This is a genomic window from Microcystis sp. MC19, from assembly GCF_003019735.1.
Taxonomy (GTDB): Bacteria; Cyanobacteriota; Cyanobacteriia; order Cyanobacteriales; family Microcystaceae; genus Microcystis.
The window spans coordinates 4,804,495-4,824,660 of record NZ_CP020664.1 but is presented as its reverse complement, the minus strand read 5'-3'; the positions used below and the strand labels follow the sequence as shown (position 1 = coordinate 4,824,660).

18 protein-coding genes are annotated in these 20,166 nt (G+C 44.1%); 7 read left to right on the top strand and 11 right to left on the bottom strand.

Features of this window, described 5'->3' with window-relative positions; translation table 11 throughout:
* The first annotated feature begins 215 nt into the window (after positions 1-215).
* Complete coding sequence (locus B5D77_RS27865; protein ID WP_106909846.1) at positions 216-803, top strand: choice-of-anchor R domain-containing protein; 588 nt, start codon at positions 216-218, stop codon at positions 801-803.
* A 183-nt stretch (positions 804-986) separates the two neighbouring features.
* Here the strand turns inward: B5D77_RS27865 and B5D77_RS24585 are convergent, their stop codons facing one another.
* The 3 genes from B5D77_RS24585 to B5D77_RS24575 form a co-directional block, all read right to left on the bottom strand.
* Positions 987-1,280 (bottom strand): hemolysin XhlA family protein, encoded by a 294-nt coding sequence (locus B5D77_RS24585; RefSeq protein WP_008199924.1) that lies wholly within the window; start codon positions 1,278-1,280, stop codon positions 987-989.
* A 478-nt stretch (positions 1,281-1,758) separates the two neighbouring features.
* Entirely contained in the window at positions 1,759-2,541 is a 783-nt protein-coding gene (locus B5D77_RS24580; protein ID WP_008199922.1) for an endonuclease/exonuclease/phosphatase family protein, read from the bottom strand.
* A 148-nt stretch (positions 2,542-2,689) separates the two neighbouring features.
* Positions 2,690-4,306: an ABC transporter substrate-binding protein gene (locus B5D77_RS24575; RefSeq protein WP_106909845.1), complete on the bottom strand. Its 1,617-nt coding sequence runs from the start codon at positions 4,304-4,306 to the stop codon at positions 2,690-2,692.
* 98 nt (positions 4,307-4,404) lie between these two features.
* On the opposite strand from B5D77_RS24575, the gene B5D77_RS26090 reads away from it, so the two are divergent.
* Positions 4,405-4,593, top strand: a complete 189-nt coding sequence (locus tag B5D77_RS26090) for a hypothetical protein (RefSeq protein WP_039899800.1) — start codon at positions 4,405-4,407, stop codon at positions 4,591-4,593.
* A 418-nt stretch (positions 4,594-5,011) separates the two neighbouring features.
* On the opposite strand, the gene B5D77_RS24570 is transcribed toward B5D77_RS26090, so the two are convergent.
* Positions 5,012-5,566 (bottom strand): YqeG family HAD IIIA-type phosphatase, encoded by a 555-nt coding sequence (locus B5D77_RS24570; protein WP_008199918.1) that lies wholly within the window; start codon positions 5,564-5,566, stop codon positions 5,012-5,014.
* A 116-nt stretch (positions 5,567-5,682) separates the two neighbouring features.
* Complete coding sequence (locus B5D77_RS24565) at positions 5,683-6,306, bottom strand: class I SAM-dependent methyltransferase (RefSeq protein WP_106909844.1); 624 nt, start codon at positions 6,304-6,306, stop codon at positions 5,683-5,685.
* A 119-nt stretch (positions 6,307-6,425) separates the two neighbouring features.
* On the opposite strand from B5D77_RS24565, the gene hemH reads away from it, so the two are divergent.
* Complete coding sequence (gene hemH / locus B5D77_RS24560; RefSeq protein ID WP_008199914.1) at positions 6,426-7,589, top strand: ferrochelatase; 1,164 nt, start codon at positions 6,426-6,428, stop codon at positions 7,587-7,589.
* Between the two features lie 90 nt (positions 7,590-7,679).
* Here hemH and B5D77_RS24555 read toward each other — a convergent pair whose 3' ends face one another.
* From B5D77_RS24555 to B5D77_RS24545, 3 genes are all read right to left on the bottom strand, one after another.
* The gene (locus tag B5D77_RS24555; RefSeq protein WP_002739055.1) at positions 7,680-7,931 is read right to left on the bottom strand and encodes a hypothetical protein; all 252 of its coding nucleotides are present in this window, start codon (positions 7,929-7,931) and stop codon (positions 7,680-7,682) included.
* A gap of 81 nt (positions 7,932-8,012) precedes the next feature.
* A protein-coding gene (gene prfB / locus B5D77_RS24550) for a peptide chain release factor 2 (RefSeq protein WP_106909843.1) occupies positions 8,013-9,138 on the bottom strand; the annotation gives its coding sequence in 2 pieces (ribosomal slippage) (positions 8,013-9,065 and positions 9,067-9,138; 1,125 coding nt in all).
* Positions 9,139-9,319: 181 nt separating this feature from the next.
* Positions 9,320-10,432 carry a DUF3747 domain-containing protein gene (locus B5D77_RS24545; RefSeq protein WP_106909842.1) on the bottom strand — a complete coding sequence of 371 codons (1,113 nt, stop codon included), beginning with the start codon at positions 10,430-10,432 and terminating at the stop codon, positions 9,320-9,322.
* Positions 10,433-11,264: 832 nt separating this feature from the next.
* Here B5D77_RS24545 and murD point away from each other — a divergent pair.
* From murD to mdh, 4 genes are all read left to right on the top strand, one after another.
* The gene (murD, locus tag B5D77_RS24540) at positions 11,265-12,614 is read left to right on the top strand and encodes a UDP-N-acetylmuramoyl-L-alanine--D-glutamate ligase (RefSeq protein ID WP_106909841.1); all 1,350 of its coding nucleotides are present in this window, start codon (positions 11,265-11,267) and stop codon (positions 12,612-12,614) included.
* 273 nt (positions 12,615-12,887) lie between these two features.
* Positions 12,888-15,539 (top strand): glycoside hydrolase family 10 protein, encoded by a 2,652-nt coding sequence (locus B5D77_RS24535; RefSeq protein WP_008199902.1) that lies wholly within the window; start codon positions 12,888-12,890, stop codon positions 15,537-15,539.
* 238 nt (positions 15,540-15,777) lie between these two features.
* Positions 15,778-15,993, top strand: a complete 216-nt coding sequence (locus tag B5D77_RS24530) for an NAD(P)H-quinone oxidoreductase subunit O (protein WP_008199900.1) — start codon at positions 15,778-15,780, stop codon at positions 15,991-15,993.
* A 26-nt stretch (positions 15,994-16,019) separates the two neighbouring features.
* Positions 16,020-16,997 carry a malate dehydrogenase gene (mdh, locus tag B5D77_RS24525; protein ID WP_008199899.1) on the top strand — a complete coding sequence of 326 codons (978 nt, stop codon included), beginning with the start codon at positions 16,020-16,022 and terminating at the stop codon, positions 16,995-16,997.
* A 143-nt stretch (positions 16,998-17,140) separates the two neighbouring features.
* On the opposite strand, the gene B5D77_RS24520 is transcribed toward mdh, so the two are convergent.
* The 3 genes from B5D77_RS24520 to B5D77_RS24510 form a co-directional block, all read right to left on the bottom strand.
* Entirely contained in the window at positions 17,141-18,268 is a 1,128-nt protein-coding gene (locus B5D77_RS24520) for a class I SAM-dependent RNA methyltransferase (RefSeq protein ID WP_106909840.1), read from the bottom strand.
* A 311-nt stretch (positions 18,269-18,579) separates the two neighbouring features.
* The gene (locus B5D77_RS24515) at positions 18,580-18,765 is read right to left on the bottom strand and encodes a hypothetical protein (RefSeq protein ID WP_106909839.1); all 186 of its coding nucleotides are present in this window, start codon (positions 18,763-18,765) and stop codon (positions 18,580-18,582) included.
* A 57-nt stretch (positions 18,766-18,822) separates the two neighbouring features.
* The gene (locus tag B5D77_RS24510) at positions 18,823-20,127 is read right to left on the bottom strand and encodes a glycoside hydrolase family 15 protein (protein WP_106909838.1); all 1,305 of its coding nucleotides are present in this window, start codon (positions 20,125-20,127) and stop codon (positions 18,823-18,825) included.
* Positions 20,128-20,166: the final 39 nt, after the last annotated feature.

Genomic DNA, 20,166 nt, shown 5'->3' with positions numbered 1-20,166 from the left:
TCAACACCCTATAGAATTAAATATCATACCAGACGATAAATGATAACTATAAATAATCAATGGTCGTACAGAAGAGACAGCTGCTATAGAATTAAGGCAATCTTTCTGAACTTTTTTAGAAATCATGAAAACCTTACCTGTGTCTTTAGTGTTGGCGGGCATTAGCAGTTCATTTGTTCTAGCGGGGGGGGGTAAACCCTGTCCGCGCGGCGGTTCTGATCGGGAATCTCCCGCAAAATAATGATAATACGGGCAATCTGATTGGTGTTTTTGGTGTTATCACTGCTGTAAAAGCACTCGCCTTTACCCTGCCTGCGGGTAACAATTACAGCCTCGACAACGCCATCCTGCGACTCAAGGACTACGAAACCGGAGACAATCCCCTCGTCCAGATCCGCAATGATGTCGGGGGTAACAATCCGGGCAGTACCGTCCTCGCCACTTTCACCAATCCCGCCCCTCAAGGATTGGGAGCCTTTAGCTACACCTTCACTCCCACTGGCCCCCTCACGTTTACCGCCGGTACTAAATACTGGTTATACGTTACCAGCACCAGTGGAGAGTTCAGCTGGACCGCTTCTAATACGAATCAAACCCCGACGGGCATCGCCACGTTATCGGGAAACCAGTTTAGTTTTAACGGTGGATCGAGTTTCAGTGACAGTTCCATTTTGAACAGTTTCCAGATCAACACAGCCGACATACCCCCCTCGGTCGCCACTCCCGAACCTGGTGCGATCGCGGCGTTGTCCCTGTTCGGATTGGGTTTACTGGGGGTTAAAGGTCGTCGGAACGAGGGATAAGTTGCCGTAGGTTGATTGATGAATCAACCTACCCTAACCCCCCCGATGTCGGGGGGGCAAGGGGGGGGAAGCTTTTAAGCTGTAGGTTAGGTTGAACAGAGTGAAACCCAACCACCGAGGATCTATGTCGGGTTTCGTTGCCTCAACCCGACCTACGAATTTACTATACAAACGGGGAAACTTTTAAGGATTAGGGATCGATCGCACCAGCAGAGTCAGAATACTGGTTAATACTGCCACTACCACGGGAATAATCAACGATTTTGCTCCCTTAAGGTCGGATACATCCTTAATTAAAGCGTTCTGTGTTCCCTCTACTTTTTCCAATCGCCTATCAATACTTTTGAGTTCGGTTTTCACCTCGGCCATATCTACTTTTAGATCGGTGACATCTTTCTGTAAAGAGTCTAACTTGCCTTCGATTCTTGTTAGAACAGTTTCTAGGGAATAGGTGATAGTGACGGGGGATTGACTCATCTGAATTTCCAGGAATATTCGATCGCCTAGTAATATTGTAGGCTGTTTTTGTAGGTGATGCGCTCCTTACCAACGTTCTAAAATCAGTCCATCTACATAATTAAAATCAGTATCATCTGTCACCAATACCCAATTATTTGGCGTTGTCAAATTGAAAGATGATCCGAATCAGCTTGCAACTGAAATTACTTTGATAGCAGGGATTGCATTGCATCTTTCATATTCTGATCTGACAACGCCCAAAAATAACCTTTATAGTTAAGCTAAAACTCCCTAGTACAAAACTGCCAGTTTGAAGCAAATTTAACCCAGTTTTCCCCACAAAAGTCGGGATAATTCCTAGTAAAGTCGTCATAAAAATACCACTGGTTAAGTTTTTTCCTGTTTAAAACACTTAAGAAATTTAACTATTGAATTACCAAAGTCTGCTGCAGCTTTCCCCCTCTATATATTTGCTAAATACAAAAATAATCTATTTTTAGGGCAAGGTAAAAGCAGCAATTACGGGATAATGATCGGAAGGAATAAGATTCAGCCAACGGGAACGATCAACTTTTGCCCAATCTAACTGTAAACGGCTATCATAATAAATGGTATCGATGGCTAAATAAGGAGTATCAGTGTAATTATTAAAGCTCATTTGTTCTGCTAATTCCCAATCTGCTAAAGCGTCCTTTAATTTAATGTCTGACTGGAGAGGTTGAGTTAAAATCTGACGGGGTAATTGCTGAGAATTAACATTAAAATCCCCCGTTAAAAATAGGTAATCTTCTGTTAAATCTAGTTGACAAAAATGCTCCTGTATGCACTTAGCACCTAAGTCCTTAGCTTTGTCGCTATAGTAATCGAGATGGGTGTTATAAAACTGCAAAGTTTGCCCCTCAAGAGTGCGAAATTTAGCCCCCGTTACCATGCGGGGATAAGGATTACCCCAAGCTTCGGTAATACTGCCAATAATATCGGGGGTTTCTGATAGCCAAAATTCGTATATTTCTAAACATTTTAACCGACTTGGTTGATATAAAATTGCACAATGTTCATCTAATCCTGTCCCCCTGCGATCGCTGCCTAGACTTTGGTATTTTGGCAATAAACGGTGTAGATCCAATAATTGATTAGCGCGAGCCTCCTGAGTACCAATTATATCAGGAGAATAGTGAGCAATTAAAGCCGCTACTGCTTCCCTTCTTACTCGCCAATTACGCTCATCGGGATCGGGTTTATCGTAGCGAACATTAAAGGACATTGCTGTTAGTTTCATAGCAAAATGGAGAATGGAAGAGATGGAAGGGAGAAGGAAGTGGGGAGTTTTGTCAGTGAACAGTAAACAGTAATCAGTGAACTGAAAACTCACATCTGATAACTGATAACTGATAACTGATTCAAGGCTGACTCCTAATAATTAATTATCAGGATTTTTTGGCAATTGTCCAGAAGGGAAAAGTTTGACTGGGATTGATGATAACTCCCCTGATGCCATGGCGAGCAAAAGCGTATTCCTTGGTTTGCCAAAGGGGAATATAGGGAACTTCATCGGCGAGAATTTCTTGAATTTTGCCAAAAATTTGCTTTCTTTTAGCTGGGTTACTTTCCTGACGGGATTGGGCGATTAATTGATTCATTTCTTGACTGTAAAAAAATGAGCCTTGACTTTGCGAGCCGCCTTCTTCGCAGCCCGTTTCTGGGGAACCTTTAGCACAATCTAAAAAGGGATAAATATAGTTATCTGCATCCAAAAAATCTGGATACCAATTAGATAGAGCAGTGGTATAAAGTCCCCGGCTAATATTACGGAAAAATGCCGCTCCTAGGATACTATTGGGTTCAAATTGAATCCTATTATCTAAATCCCGTTTTGATAGGGCTTTCAACACTGCCGCCACAGTGCTGGAAGTGATCGATCCGGAGGAGTGCCAAACTTCTACAATTGCGGGTTTTTCCGGACTATAACCAGCCGCTTTTAGTAATTGTTTGGCTTGCTCTATATTATGATTGCCATAACGCTCTTTAAACACTGGTTGTGACTCGGAAAAAGTAGTAGGAATGAGACTAAAAAGAGGGATGCCTTGACCTTGTAAAATGCGATCATTAAGTAAATCTCGATCAACAAGAGAAGCAATGGCTTGTCGCACTAAAATATTATGGGTGGGTTCACTTTTGAGATTGACGCTCATAAAGTTAATTGCTGCCCCAGAAGATTCGATGGCTTGCCATTTTCCCTGGGCTGCTTCTGTGCGTAATTTTTTCACTTGAGGAGCCAGTAAAGATTGATAGGCAATATCCACCGCACCTGTCTGAAAACCGTTAAACAAATTGGCAGGATTCGAGAGATAAATTTGCACATTAACTCCCTTATTTTTGGCCGGTTCTCCCCAATAGCGATCGAAGGCTTCTAAACTAAAAGAATCGCTGGTAACTGCTTTTAATCGATAATGTCCTGTGCCGATAAATTCTTCGGGTTTAAATTTACCCTCGCCAATTTGATAAAATTTGGGTGAAACCGCACAGGCTCCGGGATAAGCTAAAAGAGCGGGAAAGGCGGCAAAAGGTCTGGTTAGTTTAATAGTAATTTCGTCTTCTTTGGTAACGGTGATTTTATCAATTGTATCCCGGAGAAGAAAGGAAGGTTCACCACCATTTTTGATAAATCTTTCTAGGGAAAACTTCATCGCCTCTGCGTTAAAAACCGTGCCATCATGAAAAATAACTCCTCGACGTACTGGGATAGTATAAGTCAAACCATCGGGGCTAATTTGGGGCAATTCCGTGGCGAGGAGAGGCTTTAAATTAGTGGTTCCTTCGGCGTAGGTGTAGAGAGTTTCACCGAGATTATAAATAATAAAAAGTCCCGCTAACTCATAACTATCGGCCGGATCGATCGAGCGTGGTTTTAGGGTTGTCCCAATCATCAGGCGATCGCTATCCCCCCGGGGTAAATTGGAATTAGTGGACTGACAGCCCACGATCAGAAGAAGACAGAGGCAAAATAAACTTAAATAGCGGTAAAGTTGGCGTAAAGGTCTCATCGAGGGCGATTAACGGCAGCTAGGTATCGATCGATCCTATCATTTTTGTGCATAATCTTTTCCCTAGGTTCCCTGAAGGAAGTAGGTTGATTGCTTAATTGGTTGGGAAAAATTCTTCAATAACTGCACTGATTACCCAGACAATTAAATTAAATTTTCCGGTTGAGGATGGCAAAAACTTGATTAATTTTGCCAAGGAGAAGACCCAGGGCAGAAAAGGTGTTAAATGGTTCAGAATAGCTGCAGATGTGGAGGCAGATAAACAGGGAAATGGTCAAGATTTTTAAGCCTAGATCAGGTGACAGCAACTGATTAGAAACTCATCTTCTTTTATAAACCTCTTGCATAATTAATTTTTCAGAGTTCAAAAACGGCAGAAATAAGGATTAAATGGCATAAAGTCTATAATTAGACCATTTAACTGATTATTATTCATTCTTAATTCTCCTAACTACTGACTTGAAAGAGGGTGTGGGGAAAGAAACCTCTTTCATCTGTGGGGGTGACAATTTTTTCATTGGGACTGAGGACTGACTACTGGCTACTGACTCCCAACCCTAACAACAATTTTTGATTTTTACAAGAGGTCTTATCTATTCACTTTCTTATATTTAAGGTCTTTATCTGGGCTGACCTCATTTCAAATTGCCTGTAGTATTTCCTACTTTTCGCTATTTTCCTCTATACTTAAGTATTTTTTAATATTTACTTTTGTGAGGATTGGTCAGGTTTTATGAAGTAATGCTGCGGATGCAGGGAAACGCCGAGAATTTGTGATATCCACACCTCAAAATCGTGGATTGGATAAGCTTGCCCCCCAGTCAAGGGATTTACCATTGGTTTCACCAGAATGGTAAACATTCCCAGACGATTTCCCGCTAAAACATCGGTAAACAAGCGATCGCCAACCATGGCAATTTGTTGGGGGGGGAGTCCCATGGCTGCCATCGCTTGCCGGAGTTTGCGTCGAGATGGTTTCACCGCACCGAGAAGGTAGGGAAGTTGTAAATTATCAGCGATCGCACCGATCCGATTTTCACTGAGATTATTGCTGACCAACCAAATCGGTAGATAAAGACGCAAGGAATCGACCCAACGCTGTAAATCGTCAGAAACCGTGGTTTCCTGAAGGGGAACAAGGGTATCGTCCACATCGAGAATCAATCCCTTAATCTGATGCTGACTCAAAATCTCCAGAGTGAGACCGAGAATCGTATCCCCTAAAATTAAATCGGGTTGTAGAATTTTTGCTCTAGTCATTAACTTCTCAAAAATAACTGGCACTGAGTCGATCAAACTCAGCTTGATTAAAAAACCGTTGCCTTATTAAGTATAAATGACCGACTGCCCCTGAAAATAATGCCAGATCCATCCCTTCACTTGGCCGCTTGAATCACCTGTAAACTACCACCAGCGTATAATTTTTGTTGACAATCACGAAAACCGATCGCCTGTAAAGATTGGATCAGGTCCCGATCGATAAACTGCCAAGCGGTATCGGTTTCAAATAATTGCAAAAATAGGGCCAAAGAGGGCCAAAAAAGCGGGTTAGTGGGTCGATGAAAATCCACGAGGGCAAAAATTCCCCCCGGTCTGAGAACTCGATACACTTCTTTAAGGATTTCCTCTAACTGCTCCGGCTCCATTTCGTGGAGAGCGGCGCTAGTATGAACAAGGGCGAATTCTCCGGCACTAAAGGGCATTTTTTCGGCTAATCCCTCCACATAATGCCCTTGCGGCACCGCTAAACTAGCTCGCTCCAGGGCCCGGGGAGAGACATCTAAACCAGTACAGCGATCGGATAGGAGGACTAAATAACGGGTGGTTTGACCCGCACCACAACAGAGATCCAGGATAGGGTCATTTTTAGCGATTTTTAAATCTTCTAGGGCCAATTGCCGAAAACGAGGCTCCCCACCCACCGCTAGGGCAGCCAGACGGGAGATACCATCGTAAAGCCATTGATATTGATAACTGAGGGGACGTAAAATAGTAGCCAAGATCAACCTCCAAGATTTGATTAAGTTCTATATTGTCTGTAATTTGTTTTAACGGTTCCACCGATATATTGTTAAACTTGGTAAAGAATCTGAAAATTTAAAAATTATCTGTTAACACTATGGGTCGCGTTGGGGTTCTATTATTAAATTTGGGTGGGCCGGAGCGGTTAGAGGATGTGCGTCCTTTTCTATTTAACCTTTTTTCTGACCCAGAGATCATCCGTTTACCGATCAAAGGATTACAAAAACCGTTAGCTTGGTTAATATCGACGCTAAGAGCGAGTAAATCCCAAGAGAATTACCGTCAGATTGGTGGTGGCTCCCCTTTACTCAAGATTACGGAAGCACAGGCCACGGCACTGCAACAACGTCTCGCGGAAATGGGCCGCGAGGTGAGCGTCTATATCGGGATGCGTTACTGGAATCCCTTCACCGAAGAAGCGATCGAGCGGATTAAACGGGATCATATCAAAAAATTAGTTATTCTCCCTCTTTATCCCCAATTTTCCATCAGCACCAGTGGTTCCAGTTTTCGTGTACTGGAGGAAATGTGGCAGCAGGATCCCTATCTGCGTTTGACGGAATATACTCTCATCCCCTCTTGGTACGATCATCCCACTTATCTGAGTGCTATGGCGGATCTGATTGCGCGAGAATTAGAGCAGTGTCCTAATCCTGACCAAGTACATATCTTTTTTAGCGCCCATGGTGTCCCCCAAAGTTATGTGGAGGAAGCGGGAGATCCCTATCAAAGGCAAATTGAAGAATGCACTAGGGCGATCATGCGTACACTAAACCGACCCAATCAGTACACTTTAGCCTATCAAAGTCGCGTTGGTCCGGTAGAATGGCTAAAACCCTATACTGAAGATGCTCTAAAAGGGTTGGGAGAGCAGGGAATTAAGCATTTATTGGTCGTTCCGATTAGCTTTGTCTCGGAACACATCGAAACTCTGCAAGAAATCGATATAGAGTACCGAGAAGTGGCGGAAGAAGCGGGAATTGAACATTTTCAGCGAGTACCGGCTCTTAACACTCACCCGATGTTTATCGAATCTCTCTCCCAGTTAGTGGTCAAATCCCTAGAGGAAAACCCCACTACTTTCGAGCAAATTACCCGTCCGAAGGCGAACATGAAAATGTATCCCCAGGAGCGTTGGGAATGGGGAATGACCACGGCAGCTGAGGTGTGGAATGGTCGATTAGCGATGATCGGTTTTCTGGCAATTATTATCGAATTAATTACCGGTCAAGGACCGTTACATTTTGTTGGTTTATTATAAACCCGAGCTTCGGTGCCATTGCTTTTGATGGTAACTACCAGAATAAGGTTGGGTTAAACATAGTTAAACCCAACCATTGGCGATTTTATCTTAGGACATCATATTAGCAGAACGAACATTAACGTTAACTTCTAGCCTGCCATTGCCGAGCATATCTAACCCAGTGACGCTAAACAGATTAGCTTTAATCCCCCTTTCCTGAAAATTAGCCTGTAATTCTTTGATGAGAACCTCTTCCACTTTCCCTTCATCATCTGCTAGAGCTTGGACGATTTTAGCGGCGAAAGAGCCAATTTTTGCGCTTAATATTTCTTCCACATTGGTAATCTCGATAATAACCATTGATTTTTCTTCTTAGTAGAGGACAAATAGCTTAACAAGCAATAAGAACAGAATTTGCAAGAAAATAGAGCTGCTCTCATCTTAGGAATCAGTATAACCCGCACTGTTCCCCCCCAAACGTAAATAGGCTTCAATAAAGCTATCTAAATCCCCATTCATTACCCCGCTAACATCGGTGGTTTCCACATTACTACGCAGATCCTTAACTAATTGATAGGGATGAAAAACATAGTTACGGATTTGATTGCCCCAAGCGGCCTCCACCATATCTCCGCGAATTTCGGCGATCGCTTGAGCCTGTTGTTCCCGAGCAATAATTAACAATTTCGCTTTTAATAAAGCTAGGGCTTTTTCTTTATTTTGTAGTTGCGATCGCTCTTGGGTACAACGCACAGCGATACCTGTGGGAAGATGAACTACACGCACGGCAGTTTCCACTTTATTAACATTTTGTCCACCTTTTCCCCCGGATCTAGTGGTGGTAATTTCTAAATCTTTATCGGGAATTTCTACCCTCACCGCATCATCGCCCAAAATTGGCATCACTTCCACCCCGGCGAAACTGGTTTGACGTTTACCATTAGCATTAAAAGGGGAAATTCTGACTAACCGATGGGTGCCTTTTTCTCCTTTCAGATAACCGTAAGCATAAGTTCCGGCAATCTCAATTGTCACCGATTTAATTCCCGCTTCATCTCCTTCTGATATTTCCGCTAAAGTGACTTTATAACCCTGTTTCTCGGCCCAGCGAGAATACATTCTCAGGAGCATTTCTGTCCAATCTTGGGCATCGGTTCCCCCGGCCCCCGCATTAATCGTTAAAACTGCTCCTTTTGCGTCGTAGGGACCATTTAAAAGCTGTTGCAATTCCCAGCGATCGAGGTCATGCTGTAAATGGGTTAAATTGTCCGTCGCTTCTTCTAGTAAAGTTCGATCGGATTCTAATTCTAATAACTCGATAATTGCCTTAGTATCTTCTAATTGTTCACACCAACCCTGATAGGTTTCTAAAGAAGATTTACATTCATTTAGTTCTTGCAGGGTTTTTTGAGCAGTATCGGGGTTATCCCAAAAAGTGGGGACGGCTGCCACCTGTTCTAAGTCTTTAATTTTCGCCCTTAAAGTGGGTAAGTCAAAGATAGTCCTGGGTTTTACCCAGGCGCAATCCTACTATCTCGATACCTTTTTTTAGTTCCGATATTTCCATGTTTTCAGTTATCAGTTATCAGTTATCAGTTACTCTAGGAGTCGGTCGTCAGGAGGCCGGAGTTGAGAGTTGGGGTTTTAGGGTTTTGGGGTATTAGTTGAAAGTCCCCATTACCCCATCACCCCATTTCCCCATTTCCCCTATCGACTCTCTGTTGCCCGTTCCGCAGTTCCAGCGTTCCCTAAAATGGTACGATCGATCCGCGCAGGGGGGCAAGACTTTGTAAAGCGTTTTCAGCCTTATCACGACTGCTAAACGCGCCTATTTGCCAGACGCGACGACCTTGGTGGGAAGTGGGGAAAGCGTCGGGATAGAGAGAACGAACTTTGGTGCGATCGCTCTCGTTTTTAGCTTCGATTACTACTTTAAAGCCTTTGCGGCCACTATTGCTAGTATTGCCGCTACTGGGATTAGCGGCGGCTCGATTAAAAGTGATTACGTCTGATAAACTTCTCTGATTGCCTAGGTTGCGCGGTGGTGGTGGTGGTACAATTGCATTACTATTTTGAGAATTGGGAGGAGTTAGGGGGGGCAAATTAGGGGTAACTGGGGACGGTGGCGTTAAATTTGGTTCTGGTGCTGGATTATTGACCGCTGGCTGAGGATTGCTCTCTACTGCTGTTTCTGCAGCCGTAAAGGTATATTCTCGCACTTCGGGATTAGCAGAAGGATTAACCGGTGTTTCTGCTTTGACGGATTCTCTGGGGAGGGAATAACTATTACCCGCGAGTAATTCCGGGGGAGGATTGAAACTGGGACTATCAGCAGTTAGATAGATATGACTGAGATTTTGACCGGCTAGACTGCGTTTAGTAAAGCGCCAGCCATCGATGAGATAAATTTGGATTAAACCGGTCCCTAAACCTTTTGTCCGTCCAATGATTACCTCCGATTGTCTGGGATTGCGGGGGGTTCCCACGAGGACTAATTCCCCGTTGCGTTGTACGATACGCAGCAGGTATTCTAAACCGTAATCTTTGCCCTGAATGCGAAGGGAATAACCGTTACTGTCGGTGGCCCGTTCACAACTGCCGGTAAAATCGAAATCGAGGAGAAGAGGCTGAACAATGGTCGGTTCTCTGCCATTTACCGCCCAACATTGGCGTTTACCGGGGATTTGTTGCAAAATCAGTAAATCGTATTTACCGTTACCGTAGGGTCGGGCAATAGCGATAAAATCCTCTTGATTAACTTCTCGTTGTTCAAAGAGAGTTGCTTGACTGGGTGTCGTCAGGAGACAACCCCCCAGAAGTGAAAACAGTAGGGTAAATTTTAAGGATGATTTTAGATTCATAAATAGGGAGCGTTGTTATAGAGATTGTACTTGCATTTATTTTATCGATCTAGACGTAAGCGAGAGAATTTTGTTTTCTTGGAAGATAAGTACCTAACAAAATTAATTACACATCTAAGCCACTACTCCGTCAGACTTCTGGTGTGAGGAAACAGTGAACTGAAAACTCAAATCCGATCCCTAATAGCTGTCTCCCGTCTCCCGTCTCCCGTCTCCCGTCTCCCGTCTCCTGTCTCGACTAGGAAATTAATTTTGCACGACTACTTATTTAGGGTTTGCTCAATAAATCTAAAAACCTTGTTGGGTAAAACTTTTAGACTTTTTCGTTTCCAAAAAGTACCATATCTAGGGTTTGCTGAATAAATCTAAAAACCTTGTTGGATAAGGCTTTTAGACTTTTTTTCCCTGAAAAAGTGCCTACCATTGGAGTGATTGGGGGGAAAATTTAGGGATTTTTTCCCTGAAAATTAGGTAATTGACCACCTGAAAATGGGTAAAACCCCACACCCCACACCCCACCCCCCCGATGTCGGGGGGGTTGGGGGGGCCACACCCTGCCCCCACGAAAAACTTTTTCAGCAGCCCCTATCTAGGAGTGATCGGGTGGAAAATTCAGGTACTTTTTCCCTGAAAATTAGGTAATTGACCCGCTCAAAATCGCTAAAACCCTACACCCTACACCCTACACCCTACACCCTACACCCCACACCCTACACCCCACACCCTGCCCCCACCGAAAAACTTTTTGCCGCAAACCCTAGTTATTACTCGACCTAATCCACAGTAGGATAGAGATTGCTAAAAATTGACCCTTGAGTAGAGTTGCAACAAGATGGCGAAAGCGGCGATTATTGGATTGGGAAGATCGGGAATAGCGGCGGCAAGGTGCTTAAAACGGGATGGTTGGCAGGTGACATTAAGCGATCGCTCTGATGCTCCCGGTTTACAAGAGACCAAAACCAATCTGGAAAGGGAAGGAATTATGGTCAATCTTGGTCAAAATCTCAGTCTAGAGGCTTCGGACTTGCCCAATCTTATCGTGGTTAGCCCCGGCGTGCCTTGGGATGCCCCGATTTTAATTACTGCCAGAGAAAAAGGCATCGATACGATCGGAGAATTAGAATTAGCTTGGCGTTATCTGCAATCTTCCCCCTGGTTGGGGATTACGGGAACTAACGGCAAAACCACCACCACCGCCCTCTGTGCCGCTATTTTTCAAAAAGCGGGGTTAAATGCCCCTTCCTGCGGTAATATCGGCTATGCTGCCTGTGAATTGGCTTTAAAAGCTGATAAATACGATTGGATTATTGCGGAGATTAGTAGTTATCAGATCGAGTCCAGTCAGGATTTATCGCCGAAAATCGGCATCTGGACAACTTTTACCCCCGATCACCTCAATCGTCATCAAACCCTGGAAAATTATTATCGGATTAAAGCCTCTTTACTGCAAAGAAGCGATCGCCAAATCCTCAACGGGGATGATCCCTATCTGCGTCAAATCGGTGTTAGTCAATGGCAACAAGCTTATTGGACTTCTGTGCAGGGCAAAGAGGCACTTTTGGGCGATCCTAGTCGTGGTGTTTATCTGCAAGATAACTGGATCGTGGCTTTTGGGGAATTAATTGCCCCGGTTAATCTGCTCAAAATGGTGGGCAGTCACAATCAGCAGAATTTGCTTATGGCTGTGGCCGCCGCTAGATTGGCGGGAATCGAGAAAAAAGCCATTACCGAAGCAATCGCCACTTTCCCCGGGGTTGCCCATCGCTTAGAGTATATTTGTACCTATAAAGGTGTAGACTTTATTAATGATAGTAAAGCAACTAACTACGATGCCGCCGCCGTGGGCTTACAATCAGTCCGGGGTCCGGCGATTTTAATCGCGGGGGGAGAAGCGAAAGCCGGGGATGATCGGGCTTGGATCGCTGAAATTAAGGCAAAAGTCGCCACTGTGCTGCTTATTGGTGACGCTGCCGCCGATTTTGCCCATCGTTTAGCATCGGCAGGTTATCACGATTATGAGTGTGTGGAAACAATGGATAATGCCGTTCAACGCGCGGCCGAACTAGCAGCAGCAAAAGAGGCTAAAGTGGTGTTATTATCGCCCGCTTGTGCTAGTTTTGACCAATACCAAAGTTTTGAACATCGCGGCGATCACTTTCGGCAATTGTCCTTACAGTTATAGGGAGATGGGAATTATGAATTATGAATGATGAATTATGAATGGGGGAATGGGGAAGTGGGGGAATGGGGGGATGGGGAGATGGGAATTATGAATTATGAATTATGAATTATGAATTATGAATGGGGAAGTGGGGAAGTGGGGAAATTCAACTAATACCCTAAAATCCGCCTTGCCGACGACTAAGGCGCAATTTTTGTTCCCAAAGATACTATTTTTTGGCTAAGTTGGGTAAGATCAGGAGGAGTTAACCAAAAAAAATTAAGAGAAAAAAACGTGCTGGGATCGTCCTTCCATCTTGATCATCTGTTTAAAAAGCCCCTAATTGCCTGTCTTTTGTCCTGTGTGGGTGTCTTGCTGCCGATCCCAGTTTTAGCGACACCGGTGGCAGTGTTAAAAAGTCAAGAAAATGCCAATCAATGGACAGATATAACCGAACGTTTGCAAAATGTCGGGGTTAATTACTGCATTCTCCAGAGTAATCAGTGGCAAAGCGACACGGATTTAAATAAAATTAAGGTGCTGATCATCCCCAACGTCGAGACTATTTCCGGTTTACAAGCTGATGTCTTGAGCCGTTGGCTGAATCGCGGTGGTAAAATTATCGTCACCGGTCCGGCGGGAAATCTTTCGGAACCCGCCGTGCGCGAGCAACTGCGATCGCTGTTTGGGGCCTACTGGGCCTATCCCCACTCCCAAGCTTACACCCTGCGGCCGACTAATTTAGGTGAACTGAAAAACCAAAAACCTTTAGCCAGCAGTCTCCTCGGTGGTGTGGTTATCCCCACGGGAGTTAATAGCCAAACCGTCGCCGTTTGGGGGGCGCGCAACAATCCCCCCGCCGTTGTCCTCAATAATAACTCGATCTTTCTCGGTTGGCGCTGGGGCAGCGATGCCGTCGCTAATCTCGCCCTCGATAGCGCTTGGCTAGAAACCGCCCTGCAACGCTACGGCATTAATCGCAGTTCTTCTATTAACACAATTGCGCCCTATTGTCAAGGACAATCAACAATAGTTAATAATATTAATAATACACCAACGGCGATCTCGCGTAGCGAGCGCGTTGCGACCGCTCCCCGTCGCCCTCTACCCCCGACTGCGGAAACTTCAGGTAATGAAATGGGGAGATTAAGTGCGAATACCGAGGCAATTCCCCCCAGAGCAAGTCTAACTCCCCAACAAATTAGCCAGATGACGGCGGAATTGCAGGGATTAATCGGACGTTATGGGGCGACTCTCTTAGCTTTAGAGGCCAGTAATAGTAATATATCCAATACTGATAAATCCCTAGCACAAGCATTTCATAATCTTGGGAAAAATTCCCCCACCTCAGATACAGCCAGACGATTCCGTTTAGCCCTAGAAAATGCCCAAGGAGCCTTAAATAATTTTCAGAATTTAATCGCCCAAGGGGACTATACCCAAGCGCGAGAATTTTGGCTACAAGCGCGGCGAAATCTTTGGGATCATTATCCCACTAATCGACAATTTGCCCAACCAGAAATACGGGCAATGTGGTTAGATCGAGGCACGATCGTAGAAGCTAAAAATGAGGAGGATTTAGCTAAAGTATTCGATCGCATGGCGGCGGCGGGTATTAATGTGGTCTTTTTCGAGACAGTTAATGCCAGTTATACTATTTATCCCAGTCAAGTTGCCCCCGAACAAAACCCTTTAACCAGAGGTTGGGATCCCCTAAAAGTTGCCGTTAAATTAGCCCATGAACGCAATATGGAAATCCACGCCTGGGTGTGGGTTTTTGCGGCGGCTAATCAAGCTCATAATAAGGTATTAGAGCAACCTTTAGATTATCTTGGTCCAGTTTTATCCCGTAATCCCGATTGGGGGGCAACTAATAAAAGTGGTGGTTCTTTTGATTACAGTCAAGGCATGAAAAAGGCCTTTTTTGATCCTGCTAATCCCGAAGTACAGAACTATCTTTTATCTCTTTACGAGGAAATTGTCAGGAATTATGATGTGGATGGCTTGCAGTTAGATTATATTCGCTATCCCTTCCAGAATCAAGATTATAATCAAACCTACGGTTATGGTAAATCTGGCCGTTGGTTATTTAAACAAATGACGGGAGTTGATCCCATTACTTTAAATACTGGGGGTGCTTTATGGGAACAATGGACTAGCTTTAAAATCCGTCAGGTTGATACTTTTGTCTCGCAGGTTTCTACTCGCTTAAAACAGATTCGTCCCCACTTAAAAATGTCGGCGGCGGTGTTTCCCCTAGAACAAAAAGAACGATTATATCGGATTCAACAAAACTGGGAAGAATGGGGACAAAATCAATGGATAGATCTGATATTTTTAATGACTTATGCTCTTGATACGGGGACTTTAGAAGAGAAAACCCAGTCTTTATTTGATCGCCAAATTGCGGGAAATGCTCTGATTATACCCGGTATCCGTCTGTTAAAAGTACCCGATCAAGTCACCATCGATCAACTACAATTTATTCGTAATCTTCCCACTTCGGGATTCGCTCTTTTTGCCACAGAAAACCTCAGTACCAACCTGCAAACAATTCTTAATCGCATTCAGGGATCGATAATTACGAAAAAAACCGAACCTTTACCCCACCGTCAACCCTTCAAAACGGCGGCGGCGAGGTTTAATTCCCTGCGTCAAGAGTGGATATTTTTAATAGTGAATAATCTATGGGCAATGGAGGAGCGAACCTTAAAAACTTGGGGGCAAGAAGTGGACGAAATGGCTAATCTATTAGAACAATTGGCTAATAATCCCAGCCCTCGCAATTTTACTTTAACTCAAAATGCCTTAAAGCGATTTAGCTATCAATTTAAATCTGTGATGTCCAGACAAAAAGATTTATCTGTCTATCAAATACAAGTCTGGGAAAATCGCCTCGCCACCCTACAAACTCTCTTAGGTTATGGTCAAATGGTTGAGTTTTAATTAGGGTTTACTGAAAAAGTTTGTCGGTGGGGTTAGGAGAGAGGAGACTCCGAGACAGGAGACAGTATTCAGGAGACAGCTTTTATTTATTCTCCCCACTCCCCAATTCATAATTCATAATTCATCATTCCCACACCCCACACCCCACACCCCACACCCCACACTCTCTTGTCAGAGGCCCGCCGGAATATGTAACAATTTATAGAAGAAACCCCCAAGCAAATTCAACGAGAAAGACATGGCAGCTACAATTAAGAAAGGAGCTTTAGTCCGCGTGGTGACGGGAAACCTAGAAAATAGCCTCGAAGCCTTAGCCAGCGATCGCCGTTTACCTAGTTATATGTTCAACTCGACAGCAGAAGTCTTGGATGTAAAAGATGATTACGCTTTGGTTAAATTCTACGTTCCTACCCCCAGTGTGTGGCTAAAGCTCGAACAACTGGAACCCGCCTGATGAGGATATTGCCTCATCCATAAACCATGGTTGACTTCTACGATACACCCATCCCCTGTCAATCGCCCCGAGTCTCGGTTATTGGTGCTGGTAACGTCGGACGCACCCTGGCCCAACGCATCGCCGAAAAAAACCTCGCCGATGTGGTTCTCCTCGATATCGTCAATGGTTTGCCCCAGGGTATTGCCCTAGATTTGATGGAAGCTCAGGGCATAGAACTGCACGACAGCGAGATTATTGGCACTAATAACTACGAAGACACGGCAGGCTCGGATATTGTCGTGATTACGGCCGGATTAGCCAGAAAACCGGGCATGAGTCGCGATGATCTCATGAATGTCAATGCTAAAATTGTCGTCGAGGCCGCCACTAAATGCCTCCAGTATTCTCCGGAAGCCATTTTTATCGTCATCACTAATCCCCTTGATGTGATGACCTATCTAGTCTGGCAAGCAACCGGTTTACCCCCCCAAAGAGTGATGGGAATGGCAGGGGTCCTCGATTCTTCCCGTTTACAAACCTTTATCGCCATGGAATTGGGGGTTAGTACCGCCGACGTTCATGCTATGGTTTTGGGTGGTCACGGTGATTTAATGTTACCCCTACCCCGTTACTGTACCGTCAGTGGTGTGCCAATTACCGAATTAATGGACGAGATAACAATTAATCGTCTAGTGGAGAGAACTCGCAACGGTGGGGCTGAAATCGTCAAATTACTGCAAACTGGCGGCGCTTATTACGCCCCTGCTTCCTCTGCCTGTACCATGGTCGAGACGATATTGAGAAATCAATCCCGTTTACTGCCGGCGGCAGCCTATCTCAAGGGTGAATACGGTTTACAGGATGTTTATCTGGGGGTTCCCTGTCGCTTAGGATGTCGGGGTGTGGAAAGTATTCTGGAAGTGCGTTTGACCGATGCTGAACGTCTGGATCTACACACTTCTGCTGCCTCAGTTCGTCAAAATGTTCATTTAGCTCTTGACAGTCTCAAGGTTTTGATGTAGTCAAACTGCCTGCGAATTTAAATTGCTGGTTGAGATGAGGCAAGAGGCACTCTTGCAAGAGGCAACCCCCCCGATGTCGGGGGGCAGGGGGGGCGGGGGAGATTCGGCTAATCTAAGAATAAGCGGCTTAAATGCGTCTTAGCTTAATACAACTCATATTTTAAGAGGGTACAGGGCAGAGAACCGTTATACAAGGGAGTGCGACGGGAAGAACGCAGACCGATTTGTTTAGTCAGTTCTTTGTTTCCCGATAAAATATAGGCTGTCCAACCCTTAAACCTCTGTTTTAAGACATCACCGAAGGATTTATATAGGGCCCCTAATTCTTCGGTATTACCCAATCTTTTGCCGTAAGGGGGATTACAGAGAATAATCCCTCGATCGCTCGCCGGTTCTAAGTCGGTGATGCTTTGCAAGCTAAAATTAATATAGTCCTGCACCTGACAAAAATAGGCGTTATCCTCGGCCTGATGCAAAACCTCATAATCGGCATCACTAGCATAAATTGGCGCATTTAGCTGAGATTTTTGTTTTTCTTTAGCTTCCTTAACCAAAGATTGCCATAAATCCGGTTGATAGTCTGGCCATTTCTGAAATCCGAACTGGGAACGGGATAAACCGGGGGCAATATTTAAAGCTTTTAACGTCGCTTCGATGACAATAGTTCCCGAACCACAAAAAGGGTCTAAAAGCGCCATATCATCCTGCCATGCCGATAATTCTACCAAAGCAGCGGCGAGACTTTCTTTCAGAGGTGCGACTCCCATGGCCCGATGATACCCGCGACGATGCAAACTGTGACCAGAACTATCTAAACTAAGCACACAGCGATTTTTCTCGATATGAGCGTTAATTTGCAGGTCGGGATTTTCTGTATCCACAAAAGAACGGGGATTCCCCTGTTGACGCTGTTGGTCGATAATAGCGTTTTTGATGCTTAAAGCGGTGTAATGGGTGTGATTGAGGCGATCGTTCGTTCCCGTACATTGTACCGCTAAAGTTTCCTCACTGGTGAGATAATCGCGCCAATCAATGGCTTGAATGCCATCATACAGTTCCTTCCCATCCCCACAGGGAATTTCGGCAATGGGAACCAAAACCCGAAAAATAATTCTTGACCAAAGATTGACTCGATAGAGTAGGGCCAGATCTCCCTGAAAATGGACTCCGGTGAATACTGGTTTCACTTCTTTGGCCCCTAGGCATTCTAATTCCCTAGCGGCAATTTCTTCTAGTCCCCTAGCGGTAGTAGCAAAATAGGATCGAGTCATTTCAGTTATCAGTTATCAGTTATCAGTTTTCAGGTTTCAGTTATCAGTGACTAGCGCCGGTCGTTGGTAGCTTGAAATCAGAAAGATTGGCTCTCTTGAGTTTGGTGGGTAAAATATATTCTAAGATACAGTTGGGCTGGCGGGGGAGTGGAGCGAACCACAAAGACACAAAGGACACAAAGATCGATCGATCGTATATTAAGTTAAACTCATCATACGGGGAATAAGAGAGCCAAAGATTTTAATTTTTATCCCCTTGTAAATTCCCTATCTGATTCGTTCTCTTTCTTTATCTTGCAGGTAGTCAGCGATCAAATCAAGTTAGCGATGGGACTGATCCCAATTCCCAGTAAAGTCAAAACTAGAGCGCCTCCGAAGACAATAACATTAGTGCGATTTTGTATGGTTTGTAAAATTTCCGTTCTCAGGGTTTTATGCTCCTCCATACACACATCGATCGCTTTATTGATATCGGGTTGATTGTTGTTATTAGGCATTTTTTAACTCCCGAATTTATATATAGTTTTAATTTTATCTGGTCAAACAGAATTACACTATTTGCTTAAACTTTTCTTAATTAGTTCCAATGCGATTTGTAAATTAGCCTGTGTCCAAAGGAGAGGAGTGGCATCATTAGGAATATATTTTCCCTGTTCTAGATAGTATAATTCGGGACATTTAAACTCACCCACAGGGGAATCTTTTCCCGTAATTTGTCCGAGAGAACGATTGAAGTAATGGGTTTGTAGGTTGAGGTATTTTTCCTGACCTGTACCCTGGAATTTAAGGCCAAAAATGGCAGAAATAATCGGATCAAAAATACACCATTGTGCTTCTTCGCCTAGGTTTAATCCTCTCCCTTGTTCCTGTAACCAATTTTCTCTTTCTGTCGATACGGTGGTGCGGATTTCTGGGGGAATTAAGCGATAGTCTCGACACCAAAAAGAATCACCTAAATAGCGACGAATACCGTAATCTCCCTGAAGGTGAACGATAACATTATTAAGAATTTGATCAGCGATATTTGTCTCCACCACTTGTAAGGGATAAATCAAAAAAAGTAGGGCTGCATCATAACTTCTCGCCTGCGGTACTGGTAGAAGACACTCGGCTGGTAAAATACGGTATAAAGCTTGTTCTCCTATCTCAATTAAGTCCGCTAAAAATGCCGGTGTAATCCTGCGATTTTCGGCCGTGAGATTTATCTCTGTCTCCATTAATAACCTTTTTAATTCGCGTAATCCCGCTACCACAACCCCGATGCTAGATGCTTCTATTTTGCGGGTTTCTTCCCAGTGACCGCTATCCTCATCCTGCCAATAACTAATCGCTTCAAAATATAAGGGGAATAGGGCGATTGTTTCTAAACAATGGGGGGAAAGCTGAACATATTTTTCCCGTGCCAAACGACAATAAAACCAGAGAAAATAGCCAAGGGCATCATTTTGTGCGTGTTGCCAAACTTGGTCAATTTCCGTCAGTGTACGTCCCTCAAAACGAATATGAGGACGTTCCCTGATCTTTTCAGGATTAACTCGACCTTGGATAATATTAATAAAACGCCTTTGGAACTTTTGAAAATAGTTCATCAAAGTCTGAATATTCTTGACAGCGATCGCTGTCTGTCCGATAATATAGTGAGAATAAGCCAGATAAACGTTATCCCTCAGCCAAACATTGGCATATCCGGTGTATTCTGTCTCATTGCTGACTAATGCTGCTGGAAATAAGCCATTTTCCAGCTGGGGAAATCTCAAGACATCATTTTCCGACAAAAACGCGGATAATCTCTGGATATCCCCCAGAGAGTAGCGGTATTTAATTAAATCGAGAATTTTTTCGTTGTGAACAACCAGCATCGGCAAAATACTCAAATAATCTGCTCAAAAACGAATTTA

Excerpts from the sequence above, each read along its gene's own strand:
- B5D77_RS24585 (WP_008199924.1), bottom strand. The coding sequence starts at position 1,280 with ATGAGTCAATCCCCCGTCACTATCACCTATTCCCTAGAAACTGTTCTA.
- B5D77_RS24580 (WP_008199922.1), bottom strand. The coding sequence starts at position 2,541 with ATGAAACTAACAGCAATGTCCTTTAATGTTCGCTACGATAAACCCGAT.
- B5D77_RS24575 (WP_106909845.1), bottom strand. The coding sequence starts at position 4,306 with ATGAGACCTTTACGCCAACTTTACCGCTATTTAAGTTTATTTTGCCTC.
- B5D77_RS24570 (WP_008199918.1), bottom strand. The coding sequence starts at position 5,566 with ATGACTAGAGCAAAAATTCTACAACCCGATTTAATTTTAGGGGATACG.
- hemH (WP_008199914.1), top strand. The coding sequence starts at position 6,426 with ATGGGTCGCGTTGGGGTTCTATTATTAAATTTGGGTGGGCCGGAGCGG.
- B5D77_RS24555 (WP_002739055.1), bottom strand. The coding sequence starts at position 7,931 with ATGGTTATTATCGAGATTACCAATGTGGAAGAAATATTAAGCGCAAAA.
- B5D77_RS24545 (WP_106909842.1), bottom strand. The coding sequence starts at position 10,432 with ATGAATCTAAAATCATCCTTAAAATTTACCCTACTGTTTTCACTTCTG.
- murD (WP_106909841.1), top strand. The coding sequence starts at position 11,265 with ATGGCGAAAGCGGCGATTATTGGATTGGGAAGATCGGGAATAGCGGCG.
- B5D77_RS24530 (WP_008199900.1), top strand. The coding sequence starts at position 15,778 with ATGGCAGCTACAATTAAGAAAGGAGCTTTAGTCCGCGTGGTGACGGGA.
- mdh (WP_008199899.1), top strand. The coding sequence starts at position 16,020 with ATGGTTGACTTCTACGATACACCCATCCCCTGTCAATCGCCCCGAGTC.
- B5D77_RS24520 (WP_106909840.1), bottom strand. The coding sequence starts at position 18,268 with ATGACTCGATCCTATTTTGCTACTACCGCTAGGGGACTAGAAGAAATT.
- B5D77_RS24515 (WP_106909839.1), bottom strand. The coding sequence starts at position 18,765 with ATGCCTAATAACAACAATCAACCCGATATCAATAAAGCGATCGATGTG.
- B5D77_RS24510 (WP_106909838.1), bottom strand. The coding sequence starts at position 20,127 with ATGCTGGTTGTTCACAACGAAAAAATTCTCGATTTAATTAAATACCGC.